General features: G+C 75.7%; 24 protein-coding genes. 13 read left to right on the top strand and 11 right to left on the bottom strand.

Going from position 1 to position 25002, the window contains the following annotated elements; all coding sequences use genetic code 11:
* Positions 1–58: 58 nt before the first annotated feature.
* From efeU to ABD345_RS18700, 4 genes are all read right to left on the bottom strand, one after another.
* Positions 59–907, bottom strand: coding sequence for an iron uptake transporter permease EfeU (gene efeU / locus ABD345_RS18715; protein WP_344553418.1), 849 nt, complete (start codon positions 905–907; stop codon positions 59–61).
* A gap of 43 nt (positions 908–950) precedes the next feature.
* Entirely contained in the window at positions 951–2243 is a 1293-nt protein-coding gene (gene efeB / locus ABD345_RS18710) for an iron uptake transporter deferrochelatase/peroxidase subunit (protein ID WP_344553417.1), read from the bottom strand.
* Positions 2244–2415: 172 nt separating this feature from the next.
* Positions 2416–3570, bottom strand: coding sequence for an iron uptake system protein EfeO (efeO, locus tag ABD345_RS18705; RefSeq protein WP_344553416.1), 1155 nt, complete (start codon positions 3568–3570; stop codon positions 2416–2418).
* A 324-nt stretch (positions 3571–3894) separates the two neighbouring features.
* Entirely contained in the window at positions 3895–5046 is a 1152-nt protein-coding gene (locus tag ABD345_RS18700) for an acyl-CoA dehydrogenase family protein (protein WP_344553414.1), read from the bottom strand.
* A 97-nt stretch (positions 5047–5143) separates the two neighbouring features.
* Here ABD345_RS18700 and ABD345_RS18695 point away from each other — a divergent pair, with 97 nt between their 5' ends.
* The 5 genes from ABD345_RS18695 to ABD345_RS18675 all read left to right on the top strand — a co-directional run bounded on the left by ABD345_RS18695 (position 5144) and on the right by ABD345_RS18675 (position 9122).
* Entirely contained in the window at positions 5144–5872 is a 729-nt protein-coding gene (locus ABD345_RS18695; protein WP_344553413.1) for a TetR family transcriptional regulator, read from the top strand.
* 170 nt (positions 5873–6042) lie between these two features.
* Positions 6043–6468, top strand: coding sequence for a Zn-ribbon domain-containing OB-fold protein (locus tag ABD345_RS18690; protein WP_344553412.1), 426 nt, complete (start codon positions 6043–6045; stop codon positions 6466–6468).
* Between the two features lie 232 nt (positions 6469–6700).
* Entirely contained in the window at positions 6701–8107 is a 1407-nt protein-coding gene (locus ABD345_RS18685; protein WP_344553411.1) for a hypothetical protein, read from the top strand.
* Positions 8108–8207: 100 nt separating this feature from the next.
* Entirely contained in the window at positions 8208–8579 is a 372-nt protein-coding gene (locus ABD345_RS18680; protein ID WP_344553410.1) for a tetratricopeptide repeat protein, read from the top strand.
* Positions 8580–8696: 117 nt separating this feature from the next.
* Positions 8697–9122, top strand: a complete 426-nt coding sequence (locus tag ABD345_RS18675; RefSeq protein ID WP_344553409.1) for an SRPBCC family protein — start codon at positions 8697–8699, stop codon at positions 9120–9122.
* Positions 9123–9194: 72 nt separating this feature from the next.
* Here the strand turns inward: ABD345_RS18675 and ABD345_RS18670 are convergent, their stop codons facing one another.
* Positions 9195–11207, bottom strand: a complete 2013-nt coding sequence (locus ABD345_RS18670; protein ID WP_344553408.1) for a SpoIIE family protein phosphatase — start codon at positions 11205–11207, stop codon at positions 9195–9197.
* A gap of 704 nt (positions 11208–11911) precedes the next feature.
* On the opposite strand from ABD345_RS18670, the gene ABD345_RS18665 reads away from it, so the two are divergent.
* Positions 11912–12271 (top strand): 5-carboxymethyl-2-hydroxymuconate Delta-isomerase, encoded by a 360-nt coding sequence (locus ABD345_RS18665; protein WP_344553407.1) that lies wholly within the window; start codon positions 11912–11914, stop codon positions 12269–12271.
* 30 nt (positions 12272–12301) lie between these two features.
* On the opposite strand, the gene ABD345_RS18660 is transcribed toward ABD345_RS18665, so the two are convergent.
* From ABD345_RS18660 to ABD345_RS18650, 3 genes are all read right to left on the bottom strand, one after another.
* Positions 12302–14053, bottom strand: coding sequence for a hypothetical protein (locus ABD345_RS18660; RefSeq protein WP_344553405.1), 1752 nt, complete (start codon positions 14051–14053; stop codon positions 12302–12304).
* Complete coding sequence (locus ABD345_RS18655; RefSeq protein WP_344553404.1) at positions 14050–14778, bottom strand: ABC transporter ATP-binding protein; 729 nt, start codon at positions 14776–14778, stop codon at positions 14050–14052. The genes ABD345_RS18660 and ABD345_RS18655 overlap by 4 nt, the downstream gene beginning before the upstream one ends.
* A gap of 83 nt (positions 14779–14861) precedes the next feature.
* Positions 14862–15710, bottom strand: a complete 849-nt coding sequence (locus ABD345_RS18650; protein ID WP_344553403.1) for an alpha/beta fold hydrolase — start codon at positions 15708–15710, stop codon at positions 14862–14864.
* Between the two features lie 138 nt (positions 15711–15848).
* On the opposite strand from ABD345_RS18650, the gene ABD345_RS18645 reads away from it, so the two are divergent.
* Positions 15849–16379 carry a MarR family winged helix-turn-helix transcriptional regulator gene (locus tag ABD345_RS18645; RefSeq protein WP_344553401.1) on the top strand — a complete coding sequence of 177 codons (531 nt, stop codon included), beginning with the start codon at positions 15849–15851 and terminating at the stop codon, positions 16377–16379.
* Positions 16363–16740 carry a hypothetical protein gene (locus ABD345_RS18640; protein ID WP_344553399.1) on the top strand — a complete coding sequence of 126 codons (378 nt, stop codon included), beginning with the start codon at positions 16363–16365 and terminating at the stop codon, positions 16738–16740. Before ABD345_RS18645 ends, ABD345_RS18640 begins: the two co-directional genes overlap by 17 nt.
* Positions 16741–16773: 33 nt before the next feature.
* Here ABD345_RS18640 and ABD345_RS18635 read toward each other — a convergent pair whose 3' ends face one another.
* The gene (locus tag ABD345_RS18635) at positions 16774–18000 is read right to left on the bottom strand and encodes a glycoside hydrolase family 6 protein (protein WP_344553398.1); all 1227 of its coding nucleotides are present in this window, start codon (positions 17998–18000) and stop codon (positions 16774–16776) included.
* A 241-nt stretch (positions 18001–18241) separates the two neighbouring features.
* On the opposite strand from ABD345_RS18635, the gene ABD345_RS18630 reads away from it, so the two are divergent.
* Positions 18242–18691, top strand: a complete 450-nt coding sequence (locus tag ABD345_RS18630) for a hypothetical protein (protein WP_344553396.1) — start codon at positions 18242–18244, stop codon at positions 18689–18691.
* A gap of 78 nt (positions 18692–18769) precedes the next feature.
* Positions 18770–19288 (top strand): GNAT family N-acetyltransferase, encoded by a 519-nt coding sequence (locus tag ABD345_RS18625; RefSeq protein WP_344553394.1) that lies wholly within the window; start codon positions 18770–18772, stop codon positions 19286–19288.
* Positions 19289–19367: 79 nt separating this feature from the next.
* Here ABD345_RS18625 and ABD345_RS18620 read toward each other — a convergent pair whose 3' ends face one another.
* Entirely contained in the window at positions 19368–20672 is a 1305-nt protein-coding gene (locus ABD345_RS18620; protein ID WP_344553393.1) for a metallophosphoesterase, read from the bottom strand.
* Positions 20673–21232: 560 nt separating this feature from the next.
* Here ABD345_RS18620 and ABD345_RS18615 point away from each other — a divergent pair.
* The 3 genes from ABD345_RS18615 to ABD345_RS18605 all read left to right on the top strand — a co-directional run bounded on the left by ABD345_RS18615 (position 21233) and on the right by ABD345_RS18605 (position 24403).
* The gene (locus tag ABD345_RS18615; protein WP_344553392.1) at positions 21233–22126 is read left to right on the top strand and encodes an aggregation-promoting factor C-terminal-like domain-containing protein; all 894 of its coding nucleotides are present in this window, start codon (positions 21233–21235) and stop codon (positions 22124–22126) included.
* 235 nt (positions 22127–22361) lie between these two features.
* Positions 22362–23357 carry a glycosyltransferase family 2 protein gene (locus ABD345_RS18610; RefSeq protein ID WP_344553390.1) on the top strand — a complete coding sequence of 332 codons (996 nt, stop codon included), beginning with the start codon at positions 22362–22364 and terminating at the stop codon, positions 23355–23357.
* A 218-nt stretch (positions 23358–23575) separates the two neighbouring features.
* A complete protein-coding gene (locus ABD345_RS18605) occupies positions 23576–24403 on the top strand; it encodes a hypothetical protein (protein ID WP_344553389.1) in 828 nt (275 codons plus the stop codon).
* Between the two features lie 55 nt (positions 24404–24458).
* Here ABD345_RS18605 and ABD345_RS18600 read toward each other — a convergent pair whose 3' ends face one another.
* On the bottom strand, positions 24459–24983 hold the full coding sequence (locus ABD345_RS18600) for a GNAT family N-acetyltransferase (protein ID WP_344553388.1): 525 nt from the start codon (positions 24981–24983) through the stop codon (positions 24459–24461).
* Positions 24984–25002 lie beyond the last annotated feature (19 nt).

The raw sequence follows: 25002 nt of genomic DNA, 5'->3' as shown, positions 1-25002 counted from the left end.
ACCTCCCGGCCGCCGCGTGCTCGCGGCGGCCGGGCGGTTCGTGCGCGGGTCCGCGGACTCAGACGGTCTTGGCCTCCGCCGGGGCCTGCGCGGCGGTCTTCGGCGGGGTGGCGGCGGGCTTGCGGAAGAAGAAGTACAGCGTCGGCACCAGGTACAGCGCCCAGACCCAGACCTGGGCCTTGGTCGGGTCGGGCTGGAAGTTGAAGACGCCCTTCAGCAGCGTCCCGTACCAGCTGTCGGCGGGGATGGTGGTGGAGATGTCGAAGGCGTGCGCGTGCAGCCCGGGGATCCAGTCGGCCTCCTGGAGGTCGTGCACGCCGTAGGCGAGGACGCCCGCGGCGACGACGACCAGCATGCCGCCGGTCCAGGTGAAGAACTTCGCCAGGTTGATCTTCAGCGCGCCGCGGTAGAACAGCCAGCCCAGGACGACCGAGGTGAGCAGGCCCAGGGTCGCGCCGACCAGCGGGTTCCAGCCGTCGCCGGTGGACTGGACGGCGGTCCAGATGAACAGCGAGGTCTCCAGGCCCTCGCGGCCGACGGCCAGGAAGGCGGTGACGACCAGGGCGCCGGTGCCCATGGCGAGCGCGGCGTCCAGCTTGCCCTGGAGTTCGCTCTTCAGGTGCCGCGCGGTGCGGCGCATCCAGAAGACCATCCAGGTGACCAGGCCGACGGCGATGATCGACAGGCTGCCGCCGAGCGCCTCCTGGGCCTCGAAGGAGAGCTGGTTGGAGCCGAACTGCAGCACCGCGCCGAACGCCATGGCCAGCGCGACGGCGGCTCCGACGCCGGTCCACACCGGGCCGAGCCGGTCCTTGCGGCCGGTCTTGACCAGGTAGGCGATCAGGATGCAGACCACCAGGCTGGCTTCGAGGCCCTCGCGCAGGCCGATCAGGTAGTTGGCGAACACGGCGGTTCTCCTCGTTTCGGAAGGGAGAGGGAAGGGGCGGGGGTCAGCCGAAGAGGGTCTGGCCCCACCACTCGCCGGGCTTGCGGACACCGGGCGGGCAGGCGAAGTGGGCGGATCCGACGTGGGTGATGTACTCGTTCAGCTTGTCGTTGGCCGCGAGCTTGGTCTGCAGCGGGACGAACGCCTTGCGGGTGTCGCGCTGGTACGCCAGGAAGAACAGTCCGGCGTCCAGGCGGCCGAGGCCGTCGGTGCCGTCGGTGAAGGAGTAGCCGCGGCGCAGGATCATCAGCCCGTCGTTGCTGTCGGGGTGCGCCAGGCGGACGTGCGAGTCGGCGGGCATCGCCGACAGGTCGGGGGTGTCGCGTTCCTTCTGCTTGCCGTAGGGGGCGCCCTCGATCTTGGTGCGGCCGAAGGTGTCCTCCTGGTCCTTGAGCGAGGCGCGGTCCCAGGTCTCGACGGTCATCCGGATCCGGCGGGCGACCAGGTAGGAGCCGCCGGTCATCCAGTCGGCGCCGTCGCCGGGGGCGACCCACACGTGCTGGGCGAGCGCGTCGGCGTCGGTCCCGGCGATGTTGTGGGTGCCGTCCTTGAAGCCCATCAGATTGCGCGGGGTCTGGCTGTCCGGCGTGGTGGAGGAGGTCTTGCCGAAGCCGAGCTGCGACCAGCGGACGTTGACCACGCCCATGCCGATCCGGGCCAGGTTGCGGATCGCGTGCACCGCGACCTGCGGGTCGTCGGCGCACGCCTGGACGCAGAGGTCGCCGCCGCTGCGGGCGGCCTCCAGCCGGTCGCCCTTGAACTTGGGCAGGTCGACCAGGGCTTCGGGGCGCTTGGCCTTCAGCCCGAACCGGTCCTGGCCGTCCTTCTCGAACAGGGTGGGCCCGAAGCCGATGGTCAGGGTGAGCCGGGAGGCCGGCAGGCCGAGCGCCTCGCCGGTGTCGTCCGGCGGCGACTCGGGGACGACGCCGACCGCGCCGCCGCCGACCTCGCGGCCGCCGGTGATCGAGGCGGCCGCCTTGGTCCACTCCTTGAGCATCTTGACCAGGGCGTCCCGGTCGTCGGTGATCACGTCGAAGGCGGCGAAGTGCAGCCGGTCCTGGACGGGGGTGGAGATGCCGGACTGGTGCTCGCCGTAGAACGGGACCTCCGGGTTCTGCGGCGCGGCGGCGGAGTCCTCGCCCGACATGGTCGCGGCGGCCACCGTGCCCACCGCGGCCGCGCCGAGCGCGACACCGGCCCCCGCCCAGCCTATGACGGCCCGTCGGCTGAGCCCGGCGCGCTGCGCCTGCCCGCCGCCCTCGGCGGGGGCCGCCTGCTGCTCGTTCTCGGCGTCCATCTCTGGCGTTCCCTCTCGGACGTGTGACCGGGTGCGGGTGCTGCCGCGGTCGCGGCAGCACCCTGACGGAGACTTAGCTTACGCTGCCCTTACCTGGGCTCCCGGCGCGGCCCGTCCCCTTTGACCTGGGCTTGACCGTCGGACGGCCGCACCCGCGGGCCCGGGGCCGCCGTTACTTGACGACGACCGCGGCGGCCAGCTTGGACAGCGGCTCGCCCAGCGAGTTCACCGCGTCCGAGAAGGTCTTGCGCTCGTCCTCGGTGACCTTGTCGTAGGAGGTGTAGGTGCCGTCGGCGTTGCGGTACTTGCCGAGCAGTTCGGTGATCTTCTCGAACTCGCTGTCCAGGGTCTTGGACAGCTCCGGCTCGTTCTCGGAGGCGACCGGCTTGAGCAGCTCGTACGCCTGGCGGGCGCCCTCGACGTTGGCGGCGAAGTCCGACAGGTCGGTGTGGCTGTAGCGGTCCTCCTCACCGGTGATCTTGTTCTTGGAGACCTCGTCCAGCAGCTCCTTGGCGCCGTTGGCCATGCCGGTGGGGGTGATCTCGGCGCTGGGGATGCGGGTCTGCCAGTCCTTCAGGTCGGCGACCAGCTGGGTGGCGAGGGTCTTCTCCTCGTCGCCGATCTTCCCGTCCTCCCAGAGCGACTTCTCGATCCGGTGCCAGCCGGTCCAGCTCTGGCCCTCCTCCAGCGCGTCCTCGCGGGTGTCGGTCTTCGGGTCGATGTCGCCGAAGCTCTCGGCCACCGGCTCGGTGCGCTCCCAGCCGACCCGGGAGGCGGCGAACAGCGACTTGGCCTTCTCCACGTCCCCGGCGGTGACCGCGGCGGCGAACTGCTCCACCACCGGGATGGTCGCGTCGGCCTGCTCCTGGGCGTACTTCCGGTAGTCGGTGACCGCCTGGGTCAGCCGGTCGTCCGCCTTGGCGGAGGCCGAGGCGCCGGCCGTGACGGTGATCTTCTGCCGGATGCCGTCGCCGGTCATGCCCGGCTTGCAGGCCACCTCGTAGGTGCCGGCCTTGATCTCGGCGTTGATGGTCACCTTGGTGCCGGGGCCGATGTTCTCCCGCTCGGTGACGATCTTGTCGCCCTCGGCGTAGACGTACACCTCGGTGACCTTGCCGCCCTTGTTGGCCACCGCCAGCTCGACGTGCCCGGCCGGGAAGGAGGTCTTCGACAGCTCGCACGCGCTGTCCGTCGCGGTCACCTGCACCGGCCCGGAGGCGCCGTCCGCGGAGCCCTTGCCGTCGTCCTTCTTGGAGCACCCCACCAGCGCGGCGCTCGCCACGGCGAGGACGAGGAAGGCGGCGGCGGACGTGCGGCGGGCGGGCATGCTCACTCCAGGGACGAGGGGACGCGGGGGTCGGGCCGATGCGGCGGCCGCTCCGGGGAACTCCCCGGCGACCGCCCAGTAAGCTAAGGCATACCTTAGATCCCCCGCCACATCGGGTCGACACCCCGTGCCGCGGAGAGCCGTTCCGGAGTGCCCCGTTCCCCGGTCATTTCCGGCCAACTCCCGCCCGGCTCCCGGGACTTCGCTCACGCCGCGAACCGTGCCCGAGCCCCGCCTGTGACCGGAACCACTCGCCCCGGAACGCCGCCGGGGGCGCGGGGAGCCGGTTCGCCCCCCGCGCCCCCGAGGGGAAACGCCGTGCCGCTAGGGCAGGTTGCGCGCCATCACGATCCGCTGCACCTGGTTGGTGCCCTCGTAGATTTGCGTGATCTTGGCGTCCCGCATCATCCGCTCCACCGGGTAGTCCCGGGTGTAGCCGTAGCCGCCGAGCAGCTGCACCGCGTCCACCGTGATCTCCATCGCCACGTCGGAGGCGAAGCACTTGGCCGCGGCGCCGAAGAAGGTCAGGTCGCCGTCCGTGCGCTGGGACTTGGCCGCCGCCGCGTAGGTCAGCTGCCGGGCCGCCTCCAGCTTCATCGCCATGTCGGCCAGCATGAACTGGACGCCCTGGAAGTCGGCGATCGCCTTGCCGAACTGCTTGCGCTCCTTGACGTAGCCCTTGGCGTAGTCCAGCGCGCCCTGGGCGATGCCGAGCGCCTGGGCGGCGATGGTGACCCGGGTGTGGTCCAGGGTGCGCATCGCGGTGGCGAAGCCGGTGCCCTCCTCGCCGATCATCCGGTCGGCCGGGATCCGCACGTTGTCGAAGTAGACCTCGCGGGTCGGCGAGCCCTTGATGCCGAGCTTCTTCTCCGGCGCGCCGAAGGAGACGCCCGCGTCGCCCTTCTCCACCACGAAGGCCGAGATGCCCTTGGAGCGCTTCTCCGGGTCGGTCACGGCCATCACCGTGTAGTACTCGGAGACGCCCGCGTTGGTGATCCAGCGCTTGACGCCGTTGAGCACCCAGAAGTCGCCGTCGCGCACCGCGCGGGTGCGCATGCCCGCCGCGTCCGAGCCGGCCTCGGGCTCGGAGAGGCAGTAGGAGAACATGCCCTCGCCGCGGGCCAGCGCGCCCAGGTACTTGGCCTTGAGCTCCTCCGAGCCGGCCAGCTGCACCGGCAGCGAGCCCAGCTTGTTGACCGCCGGGATCAGCGAGGAGGACGCGCACGCCCGCGCCACCTCCTCGATCACCAGCACCGTGGCCAGCGCGTCCGCGCCCGCGCCGCCGTACTCCTCCGGCACGTGCACGGCGTGCAGGTCGGCGGCCTGCAGCGCGTCCAGCGCCTCCTGCGGGAAACGCCCCTCCTCGTCCACCGCGGCCGCGAACGGGGCGATCTTCGCCTCCGCCAGCGCGCGCACCGACTCCCGGAGCATCTCGTGCTCCTCGCCGAGCCGGTAGAGGTCGAAGTCCTGGGTCATGGCAGTCTCCTCGGTGTGGCACTCAGTACCCTCGATTATGCACACTGAGTGTCGTCCAGCCCAGCCCGAACACCCTGTTCGGTGCTACCGTCCGGGTATGAGCGAGGTGCAGGAGCAGGACCGGGCCGCCGGGGGCGGCCCGGCGCGGCCGACGATGCGGGACGCGCTGGTGGAGGCGGCGTTCGAGCTGTTCTCCGAGCGGGGCTTCGAGCAGACCACGATCGACGACATCGTCTCGCTGGCGGGCGTCGGCCGCCGGTCGTTCTTCCGCTACTTCCCCTCCAAGGAAGCGGTGGTGTTCCCCGACCACGACGGCTGCCTGGCCGACATGACGGCCTTCCTGGCCGCGGCCGACCCGGCGGGCGACCCGGTGGAGCAGGTCTGCGACGCGGCCCGGCTGGTGCTGCGGATGTACGCGGGCAACCCGGCCTTCTCGGTGGGGCGCTACCGGCTGACCAAGCAGGTGCCCACCCTGCGCACCCACGAGCTGTCCGTGGTGTGGCGCTACGAGCGCACCCTGGCGGGCCACCTGCGGACCCGGTACGCGGCCCGCTCGGACGGCGCGCTGCGCGCGGACGTGATCGCGGCCGCGGTGGTGGCGGCGCACAACTACGCGCTGCGCTCCTGGCTGCGCTCGGGCGGCGAGGGCGACGTGGGGGCGGCGGTGGACGAGGCGCTCAAACTGGTGGTCGACACCTGGGGCGGCGGCGCCGAGGGCGGTTCCGGCGCGGCCTCGCAGGACGACGAGGTGGTGGTGATGGTGGCCCGCCGGGGCACCCCGATGTGGCGGGTGGTGCAGGGCGTGGAGGCGGCCCTGGAGGGCTGAGCCCGGGCCGTCCCGGCGGCCCGCCGGTCGGCCGTCCGCGCAGACTGGCACTGGGTACCTTTACACGAGGCACTGAGTGCCATACCTTCCTTCTGGTAGGCGCCCCGACCGCACGCCCGTTCCCGGGCGGCGGTACGGCGGCGCACCCAGCCCCCCGGGAGGAGACGGCCATGACCCTCACGCTCGCCCCGTCCGCACCGCTCGCCCCGCAGCACTTCACCCCCTTCCCCCAGCAGCCGTCCCCCGCACCGGCCTTCCCCGCGCAGCCCGGCGAGGCCGAGCTCGACTACCGGCGCTGCCGCTGGTGCCACTCGGCCAGTTCGGCGGCCTGCCTGCTGTGCCCGGTGTGCGGCTCGGCCGACCTGACCCCGGCCCGGGCCTGCGGCCAGGGCACCGTGCAGCGCCTGCTGCGGCCGACCCGCCGCGGCCCGCAGCCGGGACGGGCGTACCTGATCGTGCTGGACGAGGGGTTCACCGTGCAGGCGGCGGTGCTCGGCGGCCTGCCGGGCGCGGTGCCGATCGGCGCCCGGGTGCACCTGGTGACCAGCGAGGAGGGCGGCCGGGTGCTGACCTTCCGCCTCGCCCCCCGGTCCTGACCCCGCGTCACCCGAGCCCCCCTGGAGCCCCCCCTGAGGCCGGGGGCGGCGCCCCCGCCACTGGCACCCGGTGCCACCGGCGGGGGCGTTCCTCCTTCGGACGTCCGTATCGTGCGCACACTTCCGACGCCGTTCCTGCCCCTCGGTACCTCCCTGGCGCGAACCGGTGCACGCCACCTGACGGCGCGGGTAGGGTCGTTGGCGTTTGTCGTTCCGGGGGAGGTACTCGCACGTGCTCGAACTGAGCGCACATCAGTCGGCCGCCGACTGGCGCCCGCTGTCCGGCCCGCCGCCCGCGCGGGCCTGGCGCAGCGGCCTGGCGGCCAATCCGGGGGCGCCGGCCGAGGTGCTGGAGCGGCTGCTGGAGGACGGTGCGGAGCCCGGCTGGCTGGCCCGCCGGCCCGAGCTGTCCGCGCCGGTGCTGGCGGCCGCGGAGCGGCACCCGCGGTGGACGGTGCGGGCGGCGCTGGCCGAGCTGCCCGAGCTGTCCGCGCCGGTGCTGGCGGAGCTGGCCGGCGACCACGAGCGCCGGGTGCGCCGGGCCGCCGCCACGGCCGCGCACCGGGTGCCGCTGCCCCCGGCCGCCCTGCTCGGCCTGGCCGCCGACGGCGATCCGGAGACCCGCCGCCGGGTGCCGGGCTGCGCGGGCCTGCCGCCGGAGCTGCTGGTGGCGCTGGCCCAGGACACCTCGCCGCTGGTGCGGGCCGCCGCGGTGCGGGCGGACTCCTGGCCGCAGCTGCCGCCGGCGGTGCGCACCGCGCTGCGGGCCGACCGCGACCAGGCGGTGCGGGCCGCGGTGCGCCGGGCGCTGCGGGTGGAGCGCGAGCTGCCGGTGTCGCTGGCCGGGTACATCGCCGAGAGCGACCCGCTGCGCCGGGAGCGGACGGCGGCCTCGGCGCCGCTGGAGCGGGCGCTGGGCGAGTGGCTGGTGCTGGACGACGACCCGCGGATCCGGGCCGCGGCGGCGGGCAATCCGCAACTGCCCACCGACCTGGCGCTGGCGCTGGCGGCCGATCCGCACGAGGCGGTGCGCCTGGCGGTGTCGCTGCGCCCGGACCTGACGGAGGCGCAGCGGGCGGCGGTGGCCTACCGGCTGCCGGACGTGCCGCCGGCCCTGCCGTGGGTGGCGCGGTGGGCGGGCGATCCGGCGGAGCTGCTGCGGCTGGCCCGGTCGGCGCACCCGCTGGTGCGCTGCGCGGTGGCCGCGCTGGAGCGGCTGCCGGACGAGGTGGTGGCGGTGCTGGCGGCGGACCGGGAGCTGATGGTGCGCCTGGCGCTGGCGGAGCACTGCGCGGACGCGCCGGGCGAGCTGCTGCGCTCGGTGTACGAGCAGTTGCTCGGTCCGGCCGCGCTGGTGGCGGACGGGCGGTTCGCGGCGCCGGGCCTGGCGGCCTGGGCGGGGCGGGCGGAGCCGGCCCTGCGGCTGGCGGCGCTGCGCGACCCGGATCCGGGGCCCGGGGTGCTGGCCGCGCTGGCGGCGGACGGGGACCCGGTGGTGGCGCGGGCGGCGGCGGGCGATCCGCGGCTGCCGCTGCGGGCGCTGCTGGGGGCGCTGGAGCCGGACGCGCAGCCGGAGGCGGCGGCGGCGAACCCGGCGCTGCCGGTGCCGTTCATGCACCGGCTGCTGGAGCTGTCCTGAGCGGTGCGGCGGGCGGTGGAATACCCCCCGGTGGGTGAATGTTCAACCACCTGTCGGGCCGCCGCGGCCCGGCAGGACCCGGAAACGGGAAGGAGCAGGCATGACCACCGACCTCCGCCACGGCAGTGCGTCCCTGGTGTCCCCGGACGAGACCACCGCCGAGCGCTGGGCCCGCGCCCAGCTGTTCTTCGACTCCAAGGCGTACTCGGACGCCGCGCTGATCCTGGCCGGGGTGGTCGACGAGGTGCCCGAGCAGGTCGGCCCGCGCCTGCTGCTGGCCCGCGCCTACTACCACTCGGCCCAGCTGCGGCGGGCCGAGGAGCAGCTGCGCGAGGTGATCGCGCGCGACCCGGTCGAGCACTACGCGCACCTGGTGCTGGGCCGCGTCCTGGAGCGCCAGGGCCGGGCCGCCGAGGCCGCCCCGTACCTGCGGCTGGCCGCGGTCCTCGACGGGGACTTCCCGACGGCCTGACCGCGCCCCTCCCCCGCACCGCCCCCGGCCGCCGCGACGGCCGGGGGCGGTGCGCTGTCGTCTCCCGGCCCGGTCCCTGGCAGGCTGGAGGGGGGACCCGACGCGGAGGTGCGGCCGATGCGGACGCTGGAGGAGCAGATCGAGGTGACCGCCCCGGTGGGGACGGCCTGGTCGCAGTTGCACCGGGTGGCGGAGTACCCGCTGTTCGTCGCCGGGGTGGTGCACGCCAGCGCGCACGGCCGGCACCACGCGCACCTGGACGTGGAGTTCGGCGGCGGGCGGCACGCGGTGGACGCGGAGCTGACCGACCACGGGCGGGGCCGGGTGATGAGCTGGGAGACGGTGGACGGCCCGCCGCTGCGCGGCACCTTCGCGCTGCGCCCGCTGGACGCCGCGCACACCCGGGTGCAGCTGCGCCTGGAGTACGACCCGGGGGAGCTGGCGGGGGCACTGGGCGCGGCGGACGGCCCGGTGCCGAGCACGGCGGTGGAGGAGGCGGTGCGCGCCGACCTGGAGCTGTTCAAGCAGCTCTGCGAGGAGTGAGGCCGCGGCGCGGGCCCGCTGTCCCGGCGCGGGCCCGGCCGCCGGGGGCCCGGCCGCCGGGGGTGCGGCCGTTCACTCCCCCAGCGGGAGCTCGGCCCAGATGACCTTCCCGCTGGCGGGGTAGCGGGTGCCCCAGCGCTCGGCGAGCTGGGCGACCAGGAACAGGCCGCGCCCGCCCTCGTCGGTGTCGGTGGCGTAGCGCAGGTGCGGGGAGGTGGCCGAGCCGTCCCAGACCTCGCAGATCAGCGCCCGGTCGCGGAGCAGCCGGACCCGGATCGGCGGGGCGGCGTGCCGGATGGCGTTGGTGATCAGTTCGCTGAGCACGAGTTCGGCGGCGAACGCCTGCTCGGCCAGGCCCCAGTCGTCGAGCCGGCGGGTGACGGCGGCGCGGATCCGGGCGACGGCGGCGGGGTCGGCGGGGACGTCCCAGTCGGCGACGTGGTCGGCGGGCAGCGCGCGGGTGCGGGCGACCAGCAGGGCGACGTCGTCGGCGGGGTCGCTGGGCAGCAGCGCGGCGAGCAGGTCCTCGCAGGTCTGCCCGGGGTCCCGGCCGGGGCGGGCCAGGGCGGCGCGCAGCAGTTTCAGGCCGTGGTCGAGGTCCTGGCCGCGGGGGGCGAGCAGCCCGTCGGTGTACAGCACCAGGCTGCTGCCCTCGGGGAGTTCGAGTTCGGCGGTCTCGTAGGGCAGGCCGGTGACGCCGAGCGGCGGCCCGGCGGGCAGGTCGACGATCTCGACCCGGCCGCCGGGGTGGACCAGGGCGGGCGGCAGGTGCCCGGCCCGGGCCAGCGTGCAGCGGCGGGCGACCGGGTCGTAGACGGCGTACAGGCAGGTCGCGCCGGTGATCGGGCGTTCGGCGCCGTCGGGCGCGGGGTGCTCCTGGTCGAGGCGGTTGACCAGGGCGTCGAGGTGGCCGAGCAGTTCGTCCGGGGCGAGGTCGAGCGAGGAGAAGGTGTGCACGGCGGTGCGCAGCCGTCCCATGGTGGCGACCGCGTGGACGCCGTGGCCGACCACGTCGCCGACCACCAAGGCGACCCGGGCGCCGGAGAGCGGGATCACGTCGAACCAGTCGCCGCCGACGCCGGCCTGGGCGGGCAGGTAGCGGGAGGCGACCTCCAGGGCGTGCTGCTCGGGGAGCCCGGCGGGCAGCAGGCTGTGCTGGAGGGCGACGGCCATGGTGTGCTCGCGGGTGTAGCGGCGGGCGTTCTCGACCAGGACGGCGGCGCGGGCGGTGAGTTCCTCGGCGAGGGTGCGGTCCTCCTCGTCGAAGGCCGGGCGCGGGCGGGCCCGCCAGAAGGTGGCCACGCCCAGCAGCGTCCCGCCGACCGCCAGCGGGACGGTCACCAGGGTGTGCACCTGCTGCCGTCGCATCGCGTCGACGGTGCCGGGGCTGACGTCGTCCCAGGCGGCGAGGGCGGCGGACAGGTCGGGTTCGACCACCGAGCACTGTCCGGCGACGGCCCGGGCCCGGGGGGTGCCGGGGATCAGCGGGACGGGCGCGCCGGGCGCCAGCAGCGGCGACAGGTCGGTGACGCCGGCCAGCGCGGCGCGGCGCAGCGGGCGGCCCCGGTCGGGGCGCGGTTCGCCGCCCGCCGGGACGCCCTCGTACAGGTCGACGCTGGCGAAGTCGGCGAACGCGGGGACCAGCGCGGCGGCGAGTTCCTCGCAGGTGCGGGTGATGTCCAGGGTGGTGCCGATCGAGGCGCCGGCCCGGTAGAGCAGTTCCAGCCGCAGCCGGGCGGTGTCGGGGTCGGTCAGCGGGGCGCTGTCGCGCAGGGTGGCGATCCGGCAGGGGGTGCCGCCGGTGCGGTCGGCGGGGTGCAGGTCGACGGTGAGGACGCGGCCGTGCACGGGGACGGGGGCGTCGGTGAGCTCGCCGCCGCGGCGCAGCAGGGCACCGAGCGCCTCGGGCAGGCCGAGCGTGCCGAGCGGGCGGCCCTCGCAGTCGGCGGGCAGGTCGAGCAGGCGGCGGGCCTCGGCGTTGGCGTGCTGGAGCACCAGGGCGGCGTCGAGCAGCAGGACGCCTTCGCGGACCAGGACGGGTTCGGGCGCGCGGTGCCGGCCGGTCCCGGGCCCGGCGGCCGTCATCCGGGCCGTCCGGCGGGGGCGGGGGCCGGGGGTGCCGCAGGAACGGGGCGCGGCGCGCCGGACCGCCGTCGCGGAGGGACCTGGTCCGTCGCGCCGGGTCCGTCGGGTGCCGCCCGAAACCGGGTCATACGCCCATTCCTACACTCCCGGCTCGGACCGGGCCAATGGCCGCGCCCGGATTTCCCGGTTGACGAGCCGGTTTCGACCGGGGCCTGTTCACCTGACAGCGGGTCAGCTCGGGGGCAGACTGGGCCGTGTGGACGAGGACGAGGAGCAGTGGGTGGCCGTGCTGGAGTACCGGAACACCGCGAAGCGGCCGTCGGCGATGGAGCAGTTGCGGGCTTGACTGCGCGCCCGCGGCATCGACTGGTTCCCGCTGGGGGACGGTGAGGTCCGCCTCGACCTGCTGAACTGCCTCGGGCCGGACGGGCGGCGGTGGTGCGTGGCGGTGGTGAGCGTGGACGCGGCGGCGCTGCGCAGGCTCGGCCTGCACCCGGAGCAGCCCTCGGCGGTGCCCGCGGATCCGCCGCCGCCGGGGTGGTGGGGCCGCTGGTGACCCGGCCGCGCCCGCCCCGGCGACCCCGGTGACCGCTGTCCGGGCCGGGGCGTCCGCTGGGCGGGCACCCCGGGCGCGGGGCCGGGGCGGGGCGGGGGGAGGATGGGTGGATGTAGAAGCCAAGCGTCTGCGCGAAGAGGTTCCCGTCATGCCCCACATCACCGTCGACTACTCGCCGCAGCTCGCCGACGCCTTCGACCGCCCCGGTTTCGTCCGCGAACTGCACCCGCTGGTGCGGGAGTGGGTGGCGTCGAGGGGCGTGTGCAAGACCTTCTTCCGCCCGGCGGCGGAGACCTGGGTCGACACCGCGGACGGCCAGTTGGTCGCCTTCGTGCACATCGCCGTCGGCCTGCTGCCCGGCCGGCCGGAGGGCCTCAAGGCCCGGCTGTCGGAGGAGGTGCTGCGGCTGCTGGACAAGCACCTGCGCCCGGTGCTGGGCCGCGAGGTGGTCCGCTCGGCCGAGGTCCGCGACCTGGCCGCCTCCTACCGCCTGCGCACCGGCTGGTAGGCCGGCCCCGCCGGGAGCCCGGGGCGGCGGCTAGGAGTGGCGGGCCCGGGCGGGCAGGGCGGCGGCCCGGGCGCGGGCCCACTGGAGCAGGGTGGCGGTCAGCACCGCGCCGATCAGCGCGGCCTGCGGCAGGCCGGGCGCCGTCCCGGCCCGCAGCGCGGCCGAGAGCGGCAGGGCCAGCAGCGGCAGGGCCACCGCGGGGCCGGCCGCGTACCAGGCGGCGAACATCGCGATGCCGGTGTTCCCGCCGCCGGTGGGCTGCGGCGAGCGGTAGAGCAGGTCGCGGCGGGCCGGGCCGCGGCAGGCGTTCACCAGGCCGGCCGCGATCAGCGGCGGCACCGCGAGGGGCGCCAGCCAGGCCGTCGCCCCGCCGCCGAGCAGCAGCACCGCGACCGCGCCGGCCACCGACAGGACCAGGCCGAGCACGGCGGGCACCACCGCGTGGCGCAGCATCAGGCCGGCGAACGGGTACGGGGACCAGGACGAGCGGCGCACGTCGTCGGTCTCGATCCGGGCGGGCTCCAGCAGCTGGGCGAGGGCCAGGTAGCCGAAGAGCAGCGCGAGCACCGTGACCGCCCAGGAGAGCACGCCCCGGGTGCCGTGCGCCGGGACGGCGCAGAGCAGGGCGGGCACGGCCAGCAGCACCGCGCGCCCGAGCCGGGCGGGCGTGCGCAGCAGGGCGAGGGCGTCGCGCCAGTAGAGGGCCAGCCAGGGCTTGCGGGGCACGGGCAGCCGCACCCGGCGGCGGCCGCCGTCGGAGGCGCCGGAGGCGGAGGCGACGACCAGCCGGGCGGCGCGCAGTTCGACCGTCCGCAGCGCGGCCAGCACGCCGGCGGCGGTCCGGGCCCGCTCCCGCAGCAGGCCCAGCGGCACGGTGCCGGCGGCCCGGTCCGCGGCCAGCAGGCCCAGCACGGTCGGCAGCACCAGCAGGGCCGCGGCGAGCCCGCCGCCGGTGACGGCGGCGGGCGTCGGGGCCAGCGCGGCGAGGCCCGCCCAGCCCCACGGGCCCGACCACAGCTCGATCCGCTCCAGCCAGTGCACGGGGTGCCCGGCGGCGGCCAGCGCGCTCTGGGTGGCGAGCGCCAGGACGAGCACGGTGGCGTACGGGGTCAGCAGGCGGGCCCAGCGGGCGGCCCGCGGGTCGCGCTGGACCAGCAGGCCGGCGCAGACGCCCAGCAGCGGCAGGCAGAGCGCGCCGGGCAGGCACCAGCCGAGGGCGGCGGGCAGGCCGGTGCGCACGGTCAGGCCGAGCACGACCATGCCGCCGAGTGCGACCACCAGGCCGGGGAAGGCGGCCAGGCCGCAGGAGAGCCAGAACCAGGGCCGCAGGACCGGGCGGGGCCGGACGGGGTGCGCGAGCAGCCAGTCGATGGTGGCCCGGGGCGGGACGACCGGGCCGCGCCACAGCCCGTCCCGGACGGCCAGCAGCAGGACGGCGAGGCCGACCGCGGCGGCGCCGCTGGGCAGGGCGGCCAGCAGGGCGGGGCCGCGGCCGGTGTAGTCGGCGCCCATCGAGGCTTGCAGGAACAGGCCGAGACTGGGCACGCCGCCCCAGACCAGCAGGATCAGCACGGTGCAGTAGAGCGCGAAGGCGACCTGCTTGGCCCGGTTGCGCCGGTGCGGGGAGCGCAGGGCGCGCAGCAGGGCGAGCGCCTCGTCGGTCCAGTCGTCGTCCGCCGTCCACTCGGCGGGCGCGGCGGCCGCGTCCGGCTCCCCCGGGCCCACCGCCGTCCCGGCCCCGGTCGCGGCCGCGCTCTCGGCCGCGCTCTCGGCGCGGCTCACCGGGGGCCGGCCGTTCCGGCGCCGGGGAGGCCGGCGGCGAGGACCCGGGCGGGCGGGCCCTGCCGGAGGATCCGGCCGTCCTCCAGGACCACCGCCCGGTCGGCGACCTCCAGGGCGAGGTCGGTGTGGTGGGTGACCAGCAGCACCGCGACGCCGTCGGCGAGTTCGGCCTTCAGGAGTTCGGCGAGCCGGCGGCGGGCCTCCGGGTCGAGGCGCTGCTCGGGCTCGTCGAGCAGCAGCAGGTCGCGCGGGCGGACCAGGGCGCAGGCCAGCAGCAGGGCCTGCAACTGGCCGGAGGAGAGGGCGGAGGGCAGCGCGTCGGCCCGTTCGGTGAGCGAGCGGCCCTCCAGCACCTGGTCGACCCAGTCGGCGGCGTCGGCGACCCCGTGCGCGACGGCGACCAGCAGCAGGTGCTCGCGCACCGTCAGGTCGGGGTAGTGGGCGACGGTGTCGCCGACCACGGCGACCCGGGCCCGGATCCGGGGGTCGTTCTCGTCCATCGGCAGGCCGTCGAAGCGCACCGTGCCCCCGGTCGGCAGGTCGCGGCCGGCCGCGACCCGCAGCAGGGTCGACTTGCCGGAGCCGTTGTGCCCGAGCAGCGCCACGCACTCGCCGGCCGCCAGCGCGAGGTCGACGGGGTGCAGCACCTCCCGGCCGCCGTACGAGCGGCGCACGCCGGTCAGTTGCAGCAGCGCCCTGCGCGGGGCGGTGGGGTTCTCGGCCATGCGGGCGGCGCCTCTCGACGAACGGATCGCCCAAGTATGGACCGCCTCCCGGACCCCGCCGCCCCGGGGTCCGGCTCCGGGCCTCAGCGGGCCAGGAAGCCGGTCAGTTCGGCGTTCAGCGCGTCCGGGCGCAGGTACGGGAGGCCGTGGTGGGAGACGCCCGCCAGGGTGCGGACCTCGGCGCGCGGGAGCAGCCGGGCGGCGCGGGCGGCCAGGGCGCGCGGGTGGTGGGTGCGGCTGTCGGCGGCGGGGAGCAGCAGGCAGCGGGCCTCCAGCGCGGCGAGGGCCTGCGGGGCGGGGCGGGGGCCGGTGACCGGGCGGGTGGCGGGGAAGGTCGCGGCCAGGCCGTACAGGCGGGTCCAGTCCGGGTCGAGCGGGGCGCCGCCGGTCTCCCAGCCGAGGAAGGCGCGGGCCCGGCGCTCGCTGGGGCGGGCCAGCATCGGGGCGGCGTGCAGCAGGTAGGAGGGGCGGTAGCCGGTGAAGCAGCCGGTGGGGTCGAGCAGGGCCAGCCGGGCGACCCGGTCGGGGCGGCGCAGCGCGTAGGTCAGCGCGATCCAGCCGCCGTAGGAGTGGCCGCACAGGTCGGCGCGGTCGGCGCCGAGCGCGTCGAGGACGGCGTCGAGCCAGCCGTGCAGTTGCTCGGGGGTGCGCGGGGGCGTGCGGCCGTCGGCCGTGGAGCGGCCGGCCTCGCCGATCCGGTCGACGGCGAACACCCGGGCGGTGCGGGCGAGTTCGGCGGCGTTGGCCCACCAGCTCGCGGCGGTGGCGCCGCCGCCGTGGAGCAGCAGCAGGGGCGGGGCGCCGGGCGGTCCGGCGGCGTTGACCCGGGTGGTGCCCCAGGGGGTGTCCAGGTCGAGGGTGTCGACCGGGACGGGCCAGCGGTCGAGCAGGGTGTCGTAGGCGGACAGGAAGGCGGACCGGTCGAATCCCATGCTGTTCTCCCCTGGACGGGCGCCTCGTGGACGGGTTTCTCGCTCGGCGATCTTCTCGTTCGGCAATCTTCTCGCCGAGCGAGATAATATGCACGCCGGAGCCCCTGCGGACAACCGCTCCCCCGAGAGGACGAACCGATGGACGATCCCGGACCGGGCCTGCGCACCGTGCACCGGCTGCGCGCGCTCACCGTCGAACTCGACCTGCTGGCGGCCTCGTTCGCCCAGCGGCACGGCCTGCACCCGACCGACCTGCGGGCGCTGATCGCCCTGCTGGACGCCGCCCGGGAGGGCGTGCCCGCCACGCCCGGGCGGCTCGGCCGCGAGCTGGGCGTCAACTCGGCGGGCACCACCGCCGTCCTGGACCGGCTGGAGCGGCTGGGCCTGGTCCGCCGCACCCGGGACCCGCACGACCGGCGGCGCGTCCTGCTGGAGGTCACCGGGCGGGCGGTGGAACTCGGCCAGGGCTTCTTCGGCCCGCTGATCGGCGAGGTGGCCGCCCTGGTCGAGGGGCTGTCGGCGGCCGAACGGGCCGTTGTGGAGGGCTTCCTGGCCGCCGTGCGGGAGGTCGTCGCCCGGCACGCGGAGGGCGACGGGAACGGGAACGGCAATGGCGACGGCGACGGCGACGGCGACGGGAGGGGTGGTCGGGATGCCGAGGCCGAGTGAGCTGCTGGACGCGGCGGAGTGCCGGTTCCTGGCGCGGGCGCTGGGCGAGTGGGGCGGGCCGGCCCGCAGCGGGGACGCGATGGCCTACGCGCTGGGCTTCGCCGACGCCGCGGACCTGCTGGCGGGCTGCGGGCGGCTGGCGGCGGAGCTCCGCGGGGACCTGCCGCTGTCCGCGGCGGACTGGGCCCGGGTCCTGCTCGCCGCCGAGGTCGTCTTCGCCAGCGACCTGGTCGGCTCGGGCACCGAGTGGAGCACCACCACGGGGTGGGACGACGCGGAGTCCCTGCGCCGGCTGCGCTCGGTCCAGCGCAAGCTGGGCCCGGTGCTGCGGGGGCAGTACGGCGGACGCCCGGGCGGGTGAGTGCCCGCCCGGGCGTCCGTGGGTGCCGCGGTGTCAGTGCCGCGGCAGCAGGTTGGTGTTGAAGGTCAGCTTCGGGGCGGCGCCGGCCACCAGGGAGCGGGCCTGCTCGGGCCACCAGCCGCCCGCGATCGGGTCGACCGAGCCGTACTCGGGGTCGGCCGGGCCGGCGGTGCCGCGGGTGCAGCTGCCGTCGGACTCGCCGGGGACCTTGATCCAGAGGAAGGCGTCCAGCAGGGCCTGGCCGGTGTCGGCGGTGGGGCGGGTGCCCAGGCCGCGGGCCGGCGGGTTGCACCAGGTCTGCGGGTCGCCGGTGTACTTGCCGGGCTCCGGCGTCCACGGGCCCTGGCCGTTGCGGCTGCTGTCGATCACGAAGTGGGTGAGCTTCGCGTCGGCCGGGACGCGCTCGGCGTACCAGGCGTCGGCGTCCGCGGCGGGCCAGTACTGGTTGGCGCAGGAGTCGGCGGTGGCGCCCGGCGTGTTCTGCAGGTACCAGACGCACTTGGAGACCAGCGTGCCGTAGCGGGTCAGCGAGGCGTCCGTCTGGTAGTTCGACACGTTCAGGAAGAAGCCCTGCGCGTTCGCGACGCCGCCGTCGATCAGCAGCTGGGCCTGGGTGCCGACGTTCTGCCAGGTGCTGTGCCCGGCGTCCAGGTAGACGATCGCGCCGCGCTGCTGCTCCAGCCGGTTCACCGCGCCGGAGATCTCGGCGAGGCGGTCCTGCTGCTGGGCGGCGGTGCCGCCGCAGAACGCGGGCGACAGCGCGAGGCCGTCCGGCTCCAGGATCACGACGGTCTTGCGGTCGCCGATGCCGCGGGCCAGCGCGTCGATCCAGGCCGCGTACTCGGTGCTGTTGGACGCGCCGCCCGCCGAGTACTGCGAGCAGTCCCGGCCCGGCACGTTGTAGGCGACGGTGACCGGCACCTGCTTGGCCCGGGCCGCCTTGGCCTGCAGCGCGGCCATCGCGTCGGTGGTCTGCTGCGGGGTCGCCGTCCCGTTGAACCACTGCGCGACCGGCCAGGACGCCAACTCGGCCATCGCCAGGGCGCCCTGCAGGTCGTGGGCCTTGAGGTCGGTCAGCGCCTGCTGGGCGGCCTTGCTCGCCGGGTCGACGTAGAACCGGGTGTCCGGCGCGAGGGTCCGCGCCCCGGACGCGGCGGGCTTGGCGGGCGCGGCCTGGGCCGGGGCGGTGGCGAGTCCGAGTCCGGACGCGAGCAGCACGGTCAGCGAGAGCGCGGCTCGAACGGGGTGGGGTGAGCGCATGGCAGGTCTTCTCCCGGCAGGGATCGTCGGTCGGCGGAGGCGCCCATGCAGCCAGCCCCGTGACCCCCCGTCAAGGCCGCCGGGCCCGCCCCCGCCGAACCCGCAGCAGGAACCGCCCGGACCTCCCCGCCCCGGTGAAACTTTCACCCCCGGGCGGCGGGCCCTCCTCGCGGCCCCTCGGCCGGACGCTCCGGTCGGGTACCGTCGGCGGCGGGCCGAGGCGTCTGCGGGCGGAGGAGAGATGACGGACTTCCCGGTTCTCGGGATCCCCGACTGGAGCGGGCAGCGCGGCCCGGCCGTCGTCGGCGGGACGGACAGCGGCGGCGGGCCGCGCGTGGTGGACTCGGTGATCCACTCCTACCTGACCGCCGGACGCCGCTCCGCCCCGCTGCTGGTGGTCGCCCAGTCCGTGGAGCGGGAGCAGAGCGGGGCCGCGCTGCGCAACCTGCTGGGCCACCGCGGGCGCCCGGAGCACGCCGGGCTGCTCGGGCCGGCCGACCTGGAGGAGACCGCCGTCACCGTCACCGGGGTGCCCCGGCCCGGGGTCCGCCACCACTGGGCGGACCGGCGGGTGGCCCTGCTGGTCTTCGACTGGGAACGCACCCACGTCTGCCTGGCGTCCTGGGAGCACCCGCTGGACGACGCCCTCCTCGCCGCCCTCGGCCCGCTCCGCCCCCGCCCCCGCCCCTGAGCGAGGGGCGTGCGGGCGGGTGCCTACCATGGCGCGGTGATCTGTGTACCTCCTTCCGTCGTCCTCAACGGTGTTGTCATGCGTCCCCTCGAAGGAGCGGATGCGCCCGCGCTGTACCGGGCCTACCTGCGCAACCGCGATCACCTGCGCCCGTGGGAGCCCCGCCGGCCCGAGGGCTTCTTCACCGAGGCGGGGCAGGCGGAACGCGTGCGCGGCCAGCTGGAGGAGCGGGAGGCCGGGCGCTCGGTCCCGTGGGTGCTGGCGGCCGGGCCCGAGGTGGTCGGGTGGGTGGCGCTCTCCAACGTGGCGCTCGGCCCCTTCCGCAGTGCGAATCTCGGCTACTGGGTGGACGCCCGGTACGCCGGGCGCGGACTGGCGACCGCGGCCGCGCTGCAGGCGTGCCGCACGGCCGACGAACTGCTGGGCCTGCACCGGGTCGAGGCGGGCACGCTGCTCGCCAACCTCGCCTCGCAACGGGTGCTGGCGAAGTGCGGCTTCACCCGGATCGGCACGGCGCCGGAGTACCTGCACATCGACGGCGAGTGGCGCGATCACGTGATCTTCCAGAAGATCCTCAACGACCGCGCTCCCCGGTAGCACCGTCCGGACCCGCGCGGGGCTCAGGCCGGCAGCGGGGCTCAGGCCCGCGAACGGGGCTCAGGCCCGCGAACGGGGCTCAGGCCCGCAGCGAGGCCAGGGTGACCACCGTGATGTCGGAGGGCGCGCCGACCCGGACCGGCGGGCCCCAGGCGCCCGCGCCGCGGGTGACGTAGAGCTGGGTGTCGCCGTAGCGCTCCAGGCCCGCGACGGTGGGGTTGGCCAGTTCGGCGAGGTAGTTGCCGGGCCAGAGCTGGCCGCCGTGGGTGTGGCCGGAGAGCTGGAGGTCGACGCCGTGCCGCACGCTGTCGTGAATGGTGACCGGCTGGTGGGCCATCAGCACGGCGGCGCGGGTCCGGTCGCGGTCGTCCAGCGCCCGCGCGTAGTCGGGGCCCTGGCCCTGCGCGGTGCCGGCGATGTCGTTGACCCCGGCCAGGTCGAACCAGGGCAGTTCGACCCGGGCGTTCTCCAGCGGGTGGACGCCCAGCTCGCGGACGAACTCGACCCAGGGCGCGGCGCCGGAGAAGTACTCGTGGTTGCCGGTGACGAAGTACGCCCCGTCCCTGGCCCGCAGGTCCGCCAGCGGGCGGGCGGCCGGGCCGAGCTCGGGGACGGTGCCGTCGACCAGGTCGCCGACCACGGTGATCAGGTCGGGCTGGACGGCGTTGATGGTGTCGACGATCCGCCGGGTGTGCGCCTTGCCGAGGATCGGCCCGAGGTGGATGTCGCTGACCACCGCGATCCGGTAGCCGTGCGCCGCGCGCGGGAGCTTGGCCAGCGGCACCGTCACCTGCTTGACCCGCGGCCCGCGCAGCACCCCGTACGCGCCGTTGCCGACCACGCCGACGGCCACCGCCGCCGCGCTCCCGGCCACCACCCGGGAGACGAACAGCCGCCGGGACGCCTCGACGGCGGCGGGCCCGGCGGGCTCTGTCGGCGCGGCGGGTGCAGCGGGTGCGGCGGTCTCTGCCGGTACGGCGGTCTCTGCCAGCGCGGCGGGCTCTGCCGGTGCGGCGGGGACGGTGACCGGCGCGGGGGCGGTGACGGCCGCCGCGGGCGTCCGGCGGCGGGCGTGGCGGCGGTGCAGGCGGAGCAGCAGCGGGCGCAGGGCCTCGCCGGCCAGCAGGGCGAGCAGGAGGTAGATGCTGACGGCCATCCAGAGGTAGCCGGGCCAGGCGAACCAGCGTTCCACGGCGAGCGGGAAGGCCCGGCCGCCGATCGGGGCGAGCACCATGAGCACGGGCAGCAGGAAGGCCAGGACGGTGCCGGTGCGCCGGTACCGACCGCCGGGGCGGGAGACGTCGCGGACCGTGCGCCGCCACAGGTACCAGTGCGCCACCCCGAGCAGCCCGAGGGCCGCCACCGCCATCACCGCGATCATCATGGGGTCAGTATCCGTACCGGGCCGGGGGCGCCGGACGGCGGGTCGGCGGGCGGTGGACGGCGGGTGTCCGGGCGGCTGCGGTGGGTGGTGGTGCGGTTCCGGTTCCCGGTCACCCCCTGTGAGCCCGAGCACATCGGGGCGGTGGTCTACTGCCCCGGATAGTGGGTGGGCGGCGAATCGCGGGGACGGGCGCCGGCGGTGACCGTCGGGCGGGTCGCGGGGGCGGCGAACGCGCAGGTCAGCGGCGGGTGGACGAAGAGTCGGGTGCGGGTGGGTTTGTCCGTTCGGCGGGCCGGGTAAGCCCGGCTTTCACTGCCTCCACCGCCGGTTCGACTACTACGGTGCGTAGTTTCGGGGGCCATTGTTCGGCTCTCCGGCGTCTGCCAAGAATGTCCCGTCCGCCAGGGGCCGGCCGGTCCGTCCGCCGCACTCCCTGCCACCGCGTGCGTCCGCCGCGCCCCGGCCGTTCCCCGGCCGCCGGGCCCCGGCCCGCTCCGCGTCCCGGTCGGCGGCCACCGTGTCCGTCCGGCCGTCCGGCCCCCGCGCGAGGAGAGGTCTCCGTGCACCATCGCAGGACCCTGACCCTTTCGGAGAAGCTCCACCGCCACCGGGCCGCCCTGGTGACGGGCATCGCGACGCTCGCCGTCGCCGGGACCGCCACCCTGGCGCTCGCGCTGCCGCAGGGCGCGGCCACCGCCGACGCCGTCGCGGACCCGACCCCGGCCGCCGGGCCGCAGCAGGCCGCGGACGCCTTCGCCTCGCGGTCCGCCGCCGCCTCGGCCTCGGCCGCCGCCTCCCGGCAGGCCCGGGCGGAGGCCGACGCCGCCGCGTCCGCCTCGACACAGGCCCGGGCGGAGGCCGACGCGGCCGCTTCGGCGTCCGCGCAGGCATCGGCGGAGGCCAGTGCCAGCGCGTCCGCGTCGGCACAGGCGGAGGCGGACGCCAAGGCGGAGGCCGCCGCGAAGGCGAAGGCCAAGGCGGAGGCCGCAGCGAAGGCCCAGGCGTCCGCGGAGGCGAAGGCCCAGGCGTCCGCGGAGGCGAAGGCCCGGGCGTCCGCGTCGGCCTCGGCGGCCTCCCGGGCGCAGCAGCGCCCGTCGCTGGCCGCGACCGCCTCGCCCTCGGCCACCGCGTCCGGCTCGTCCTCGTCCTCGTCCTCGTCCGCGTACAGCGGCACGCCGCAGCAGATCGCGGCGCAGATCGTGCCGGCGGCCCAGCTGCAGTGCTTCTCCAGCATCGTGGAGCGGGAGAGCAGCTGGGACGTGCACGCGACCAACGCGTCCTCGGGCGCGTACGGGCTGATGCAGGCGCTGCCGGGGTCGAAGATGGCCTCGGCGGGTTCCGACTGGCGGGACAACCCGGTGACCCAGATCAAGTGGGGCCTGCAGTACATGAACGAGACGTACGGCAGCCCGTGCGCGGCGTGGTCGTTCTGGCAGTCGCACAACTGGTACTGACCGGGCCGCCGTGCGGGCCGCCCGCACGGCGTCTCCGCAGCTCCAGCACGGTGCGTACATCTGACGATACGTCAGCAAGTCACGGCGATCCGTCCTGTATCCGGACATTTCAGCGCACACACGTGTCCGTTCGGTGAAGATTTGGCGAACTTCCCGTGGCCGATGTCCGGTATCGCCGCTTTGGTGCGGCTTCCGACCTTTGCCTGGGGCTGTCCCCGCCCCTAGCCTCCCGGCCATGGCCCCACCACTGATCACCGTCGTGCTGCCCGCTTACGACGAGCAAGGACAACTGAAGGAATGCCTCGACTCGCTGCTCGGGCAGTCCTTCCGCGAATTCGAGATCATCGTGGTGCAGACCCCGTCCGAGCACTGTCCGGAGCGGCTGGTCGAGGCGTACGAACTGCGTGACGCCCGGGTGCGGGTGCTGCGGACGGACACCGAGACCGGCATCGGGCGGGCCCGGATGGCGGGGGCGGCGCACGCCCGCGGGCAGTACCTGCTGTTCCTGGACGCCGACCACCTGCTGCCGGAGGACGCCTTCGAGGCGATGGACGCCCGGCTCGCCGAGACCGGCGAGGTCGACGTGCTGCTGTTCGGCCACGCCCGGGAGTACCGGGGCAAGCGCTGGCCGGGCAACGCGGCCGAACTGCTGGCCGCCGCCGGGCCGGAGGTGTTCTCCCCCGCCGAGCGCCCCGAACTGTTCGGCGCCCCGCCGCTGGTCTGGGACCGGCTGATGCGCAGCGGGACCATCCCGGCCTTCCCGGACGGCTTCTACGAGGAGGTCTCGGCGGTGCACCGCTCGCTGCTGGCCGCGACCCGGGTCGCGGTGCTGGACCGCGAGTGCGTCACCATCCGCCGCCGCCACACCCTGCACCCGGCGGGCAGCGAGGGCGCCACCCACTTCGACGTGTTCGACCGCTACCAGAGCACCTTCGAACTGCTGGACGCCCAGCCCGCCGAGGCCGAACCGGTCACCTCCACGGTGCGCCCGCACCTGTTCACCAGGATGATCCGGCACTACCTGTTCGTCTTCGACCTGCCCGGCTGCCTGACCCGCGCCGAGCGCCCGCAGTTCTTCCAGCGCGCCGCCGAACACTACAAGCGCTTCCTGCCCAACGGGTACCGGCGCCCCGAGGGGCGCGAGGGCATCAAGTTCTCGCTGCTGGCCTCGAATTCGTACGCCACCTTCGAGGTCGCCAAGTTCTCCCGGCTGGCGGGCGGCCGCCGCTGAGCCGCCGCCGGGGCGCCGGCGGGGCGCCGGCGGGACGGGGCCGAGCCTCCGGCCGGGCGCTCGGGCGGTCGTCCGGTCGGTCGTTGCGAACGACACGTCAGCGGCGGTGTCCTGACGCCCCGTCGGCCGGGGCTGCGGGGTAGAGTCCGTCCCGCAACCGCAGCTCACCGCGCCCAGTTCCGTGCACGCACCCACCGGACCGGAAGGCGAACTCCCCGATGTCCTCCCCTGCTTCCCCGTCAGCGGCCCCGACGCCGGACCCGGCCCCGGACCCCTCGGTCGCCGCCCCGACCGAGACCGCCGACGGGCCCGGCCCGGAGACCGCGGGCCAACTCCCGCCGCAGCGGCTGATGTCCAACTGGACGCTCCTGCTGCTGGGGGCCCTGCTGCTGGCCGAGGCGTTCGCCTGCATGGCCGTGCTGATCAGCGTGTGGACGCCGCTCACCACGCTGACCGCCGAACACGCCCCGACCGGCGACCCGATGCCGTGGACGGTGCTCGGCCTCGGCCCCTGGCACCTGACCTCCAACACCGCGATGCTGCTGGCCGTGCTCGCCGCCAGCGGCCTGGGCAGCTTCGTGCACGCCGCCACCTCCTTCGCCACCTACGCCGGGAACCGGCAGCTGCTGCCCAGTTGGCTGCCCTGGTACCTACTGCGCACCGCGATCGGCGGCGCGCTCGCCCTGCTGGTCTACTTCCTGCTGCGCGGCGGCCTGTTCGCCAACGGCACCGACGGGACGGCCACCAACCCGTACGGCTTCGCCGGGATCGCCGGACTCTGCGGCCTGTTCTCCAAGCAGGCCACCGACAAGCTCCGCGAGGTCTTCGACACCGTCCTGACCACCAGGGACGGCGCGGGCGACGACGAACGCGACGACAAGATCCAGGCCGCCGCACCCACCTCCCCCGCCGCACCCACCACCGCACCCGCCGCGCCCGCCGTGTTCACCGTGCCCGTCCAGGCCGCACTCCCCCAGCCCGAACCGGTGGACCCGAGCCTGCCGGTCATCCCGCAGCAGCCCTCCGCCTCCCCGGAGAGCCCCTGACGGTCCGCCGGTTCGCCCCGGGCGGGGGGCTGATGAGCCGGGCGCCCGGGGACGGTCAGTCGAGGAGCCGCTCCCACAGCAGCGCGTCCTGCCAGCTCCCGTCGAGGAGGATCGAGGAGTGCGCGACGCCGTACGGGGCGAAGCCGTTGCGGCGCAGTACGCGCTGCGAGGGCAGGTTCTCCAGGTTGGTGCCGGCCTCGACGCGGTGCAGGCCGAGTTCGTCCGCCATCAGCCGCAAGGCGAGCGCGACGGCGCGGCCAGCGTGGCCCTGGTTCTGGGCGGTGGTGGCGATCCAGTAGCCGAGGGAGGCGCGGCGCAGGTGCGGCTGGGGCAGGATGCCGCCGACGGTGACCTGGCCGATCACCCGCCCGTCGGCGAGCACCACGCCCGGCCAGAGGGTACCCGCGCGGTGCCCAGCCAGCAGGCGATCGATCCGTTCCGCCTGGCCGGCCGCGGTGAGGTGCCCCGGCGGCTGGTCCGGTTCCCAGCGGCGGAACGCGTCGGCGTCCCGGGCCCGGTGCGCGGCGATCGGGGCAGCGTCCGCGGGCTCGATCAGACGGATGCGGGTGCGGCCGGGCACAGGCGGCTCCTCGTCACGG

The organism is Kitasatospora saccharophila (assembly GCF_039529925.1).
Classification (GTDB): Bacteria; Actinomycetota; Actinomycetes; order Streptomycetales; family Streptomycetaceae; genus Kitasatospora; species Kitasatospora saccharophila.
The sequence above is the reverse complement of the archived record's forward strand: the minus strand, read 5'-3'. Positions and strand labels throughout refer to the sequence as shown.

Bases quoted from the DNA above. Each gene is read 5' to 3' on its own strand.
- efeB (WP_344553417.1), bottom strand. From the start codon at position 2,243: ATGGACGCCGAGAACGAGCAGCAGGCGGCCCCCGCCGAGGGCGGCGGG.
- efeO (WP_344553416.1), bottom strand. From the start codon at position 3,570: ATGCCCGCCCGCCGCACGTCCGCCGCCGCCTTCCTCGTCCTCGCCGTG.
- ABD345_RS18700 (WP_344553414.1), bottom strand. From the start codon at position 5,046: ATGACCCAGGACTTCGACCTCTACCGGCTCGGCGAGGAGCACGAGATG.
- ABD345_RS18695 (WP_344553413.1), top strand. From the start codon at position 5,144: ATGAGCGAGGTGCAGGAGCAGGACCGGGCCGCCGGGGGCGGCCCGGCG.
- ABD345_RS18690 (WP_344553412.1), top strand. From the start codon at position 6,043: ATGACCCTCACGCTCGCCCCGTCCGCACCGCTCGCCCCGCAGCACTTC.
- ABD345_RS18680 (WP_344553410.1), top strand. From the start codon at position 8,208: ATGACCACCGACCTCCGCCACGGCAGTGCGTCCCTGGTGTCCCCGGAC.
- ABD345_RS18675 (WP_344553409.1), top strand. From the start codon at position 8,697: ATGCGGACGCTGGAGGAGCAGATCGAGGTGACCGCCCCGGTGGGGACG.
- ABD345_RS18670 (WP_344553408.1), bottom strand. From the start codon at position 11,207: ATGACGGCCGCCGGGCCCGGGACCGGCCGGCACCGCGCGCCCGAACCC.
- ABD345_RS18665 (WP_344553407.1), top strand. From the start codon at position 11,912: ATGCCCCACATCACCGTCGACTACTCGCCGCAGCTCGCCGACGCCTTC.
- ABD345_RS18655 (WP_344553404.1), bottom strand. From the start codon at position 14,778: ATGGCCGAGAACCCCACCGCCCCGCGCAGGGCGCTGCTGCAACTGACC.
- ABD345_RS18650 (WP_344553403.1), bottom strand. From the start codon at position 15,710: ATGGGATTCGACCGGTCCGCCTTCCTGTCCGCCTACGACACCCTGCTC.
- ABD345_RS18645 (WP_344553401.1), top strand. From the start codon at position 15,849: ATGGACGATCCCGGACCGGGCCTGCGCACCGTGCACCGGCTGCGCGCG.
- ABD345_RS18640 (WP_344553399.1), top strand. From the start codon at position 16,363: ATGCCGAGGCCGAGTGAGCTGCTGGACGCGGCGGAGTGCCGGTTCCTG.
- ABD345_RS18635 (WP_344553398.1), bottom strand. From the start codon at position 18,000: ATGCGCTCACCCCACCCCGTTCGAGCCGCGCTCTCGCTGACCGTGCTG.
- ABD345_RS18630 (WP_344553396.1), top strand. From the start codon at position 18,242: ATGACGGACTTCCCGGTTCTCGGGATCCCCGACTGGAGCGGGCAGCGC.
- ABD345_RS18625 (WP_344553394.1), top strand. From the start codon at position 18,770: ATGCGTCCCCTCGAAGGAGCGGATGCGCCCGCGCTGTACCGGGCCTAC.
- ABD345_RS18620 (WP_344553393.1), bottom strand. From the start codon at position 20,672: ATGATGATCGCGGTGATGGCGGTGGCGGCCCTCGGGCTGCTCGGGGTG.
- ABD345_RS18610 (WP_344553390.1), top strand. From the start codon at position 22,362: ATGGCCCCACCACTGATCACCGTCGTGCTGCCCGCTTACGACGAGCAA.
- ABD345_RS18605 (WP_344553389.1), top strand. From the start codon at position 23,576: ATGTCCTCCCCTGCTTCCCCGTCAGCGGCCCCGACGCCGGACCCGGCC.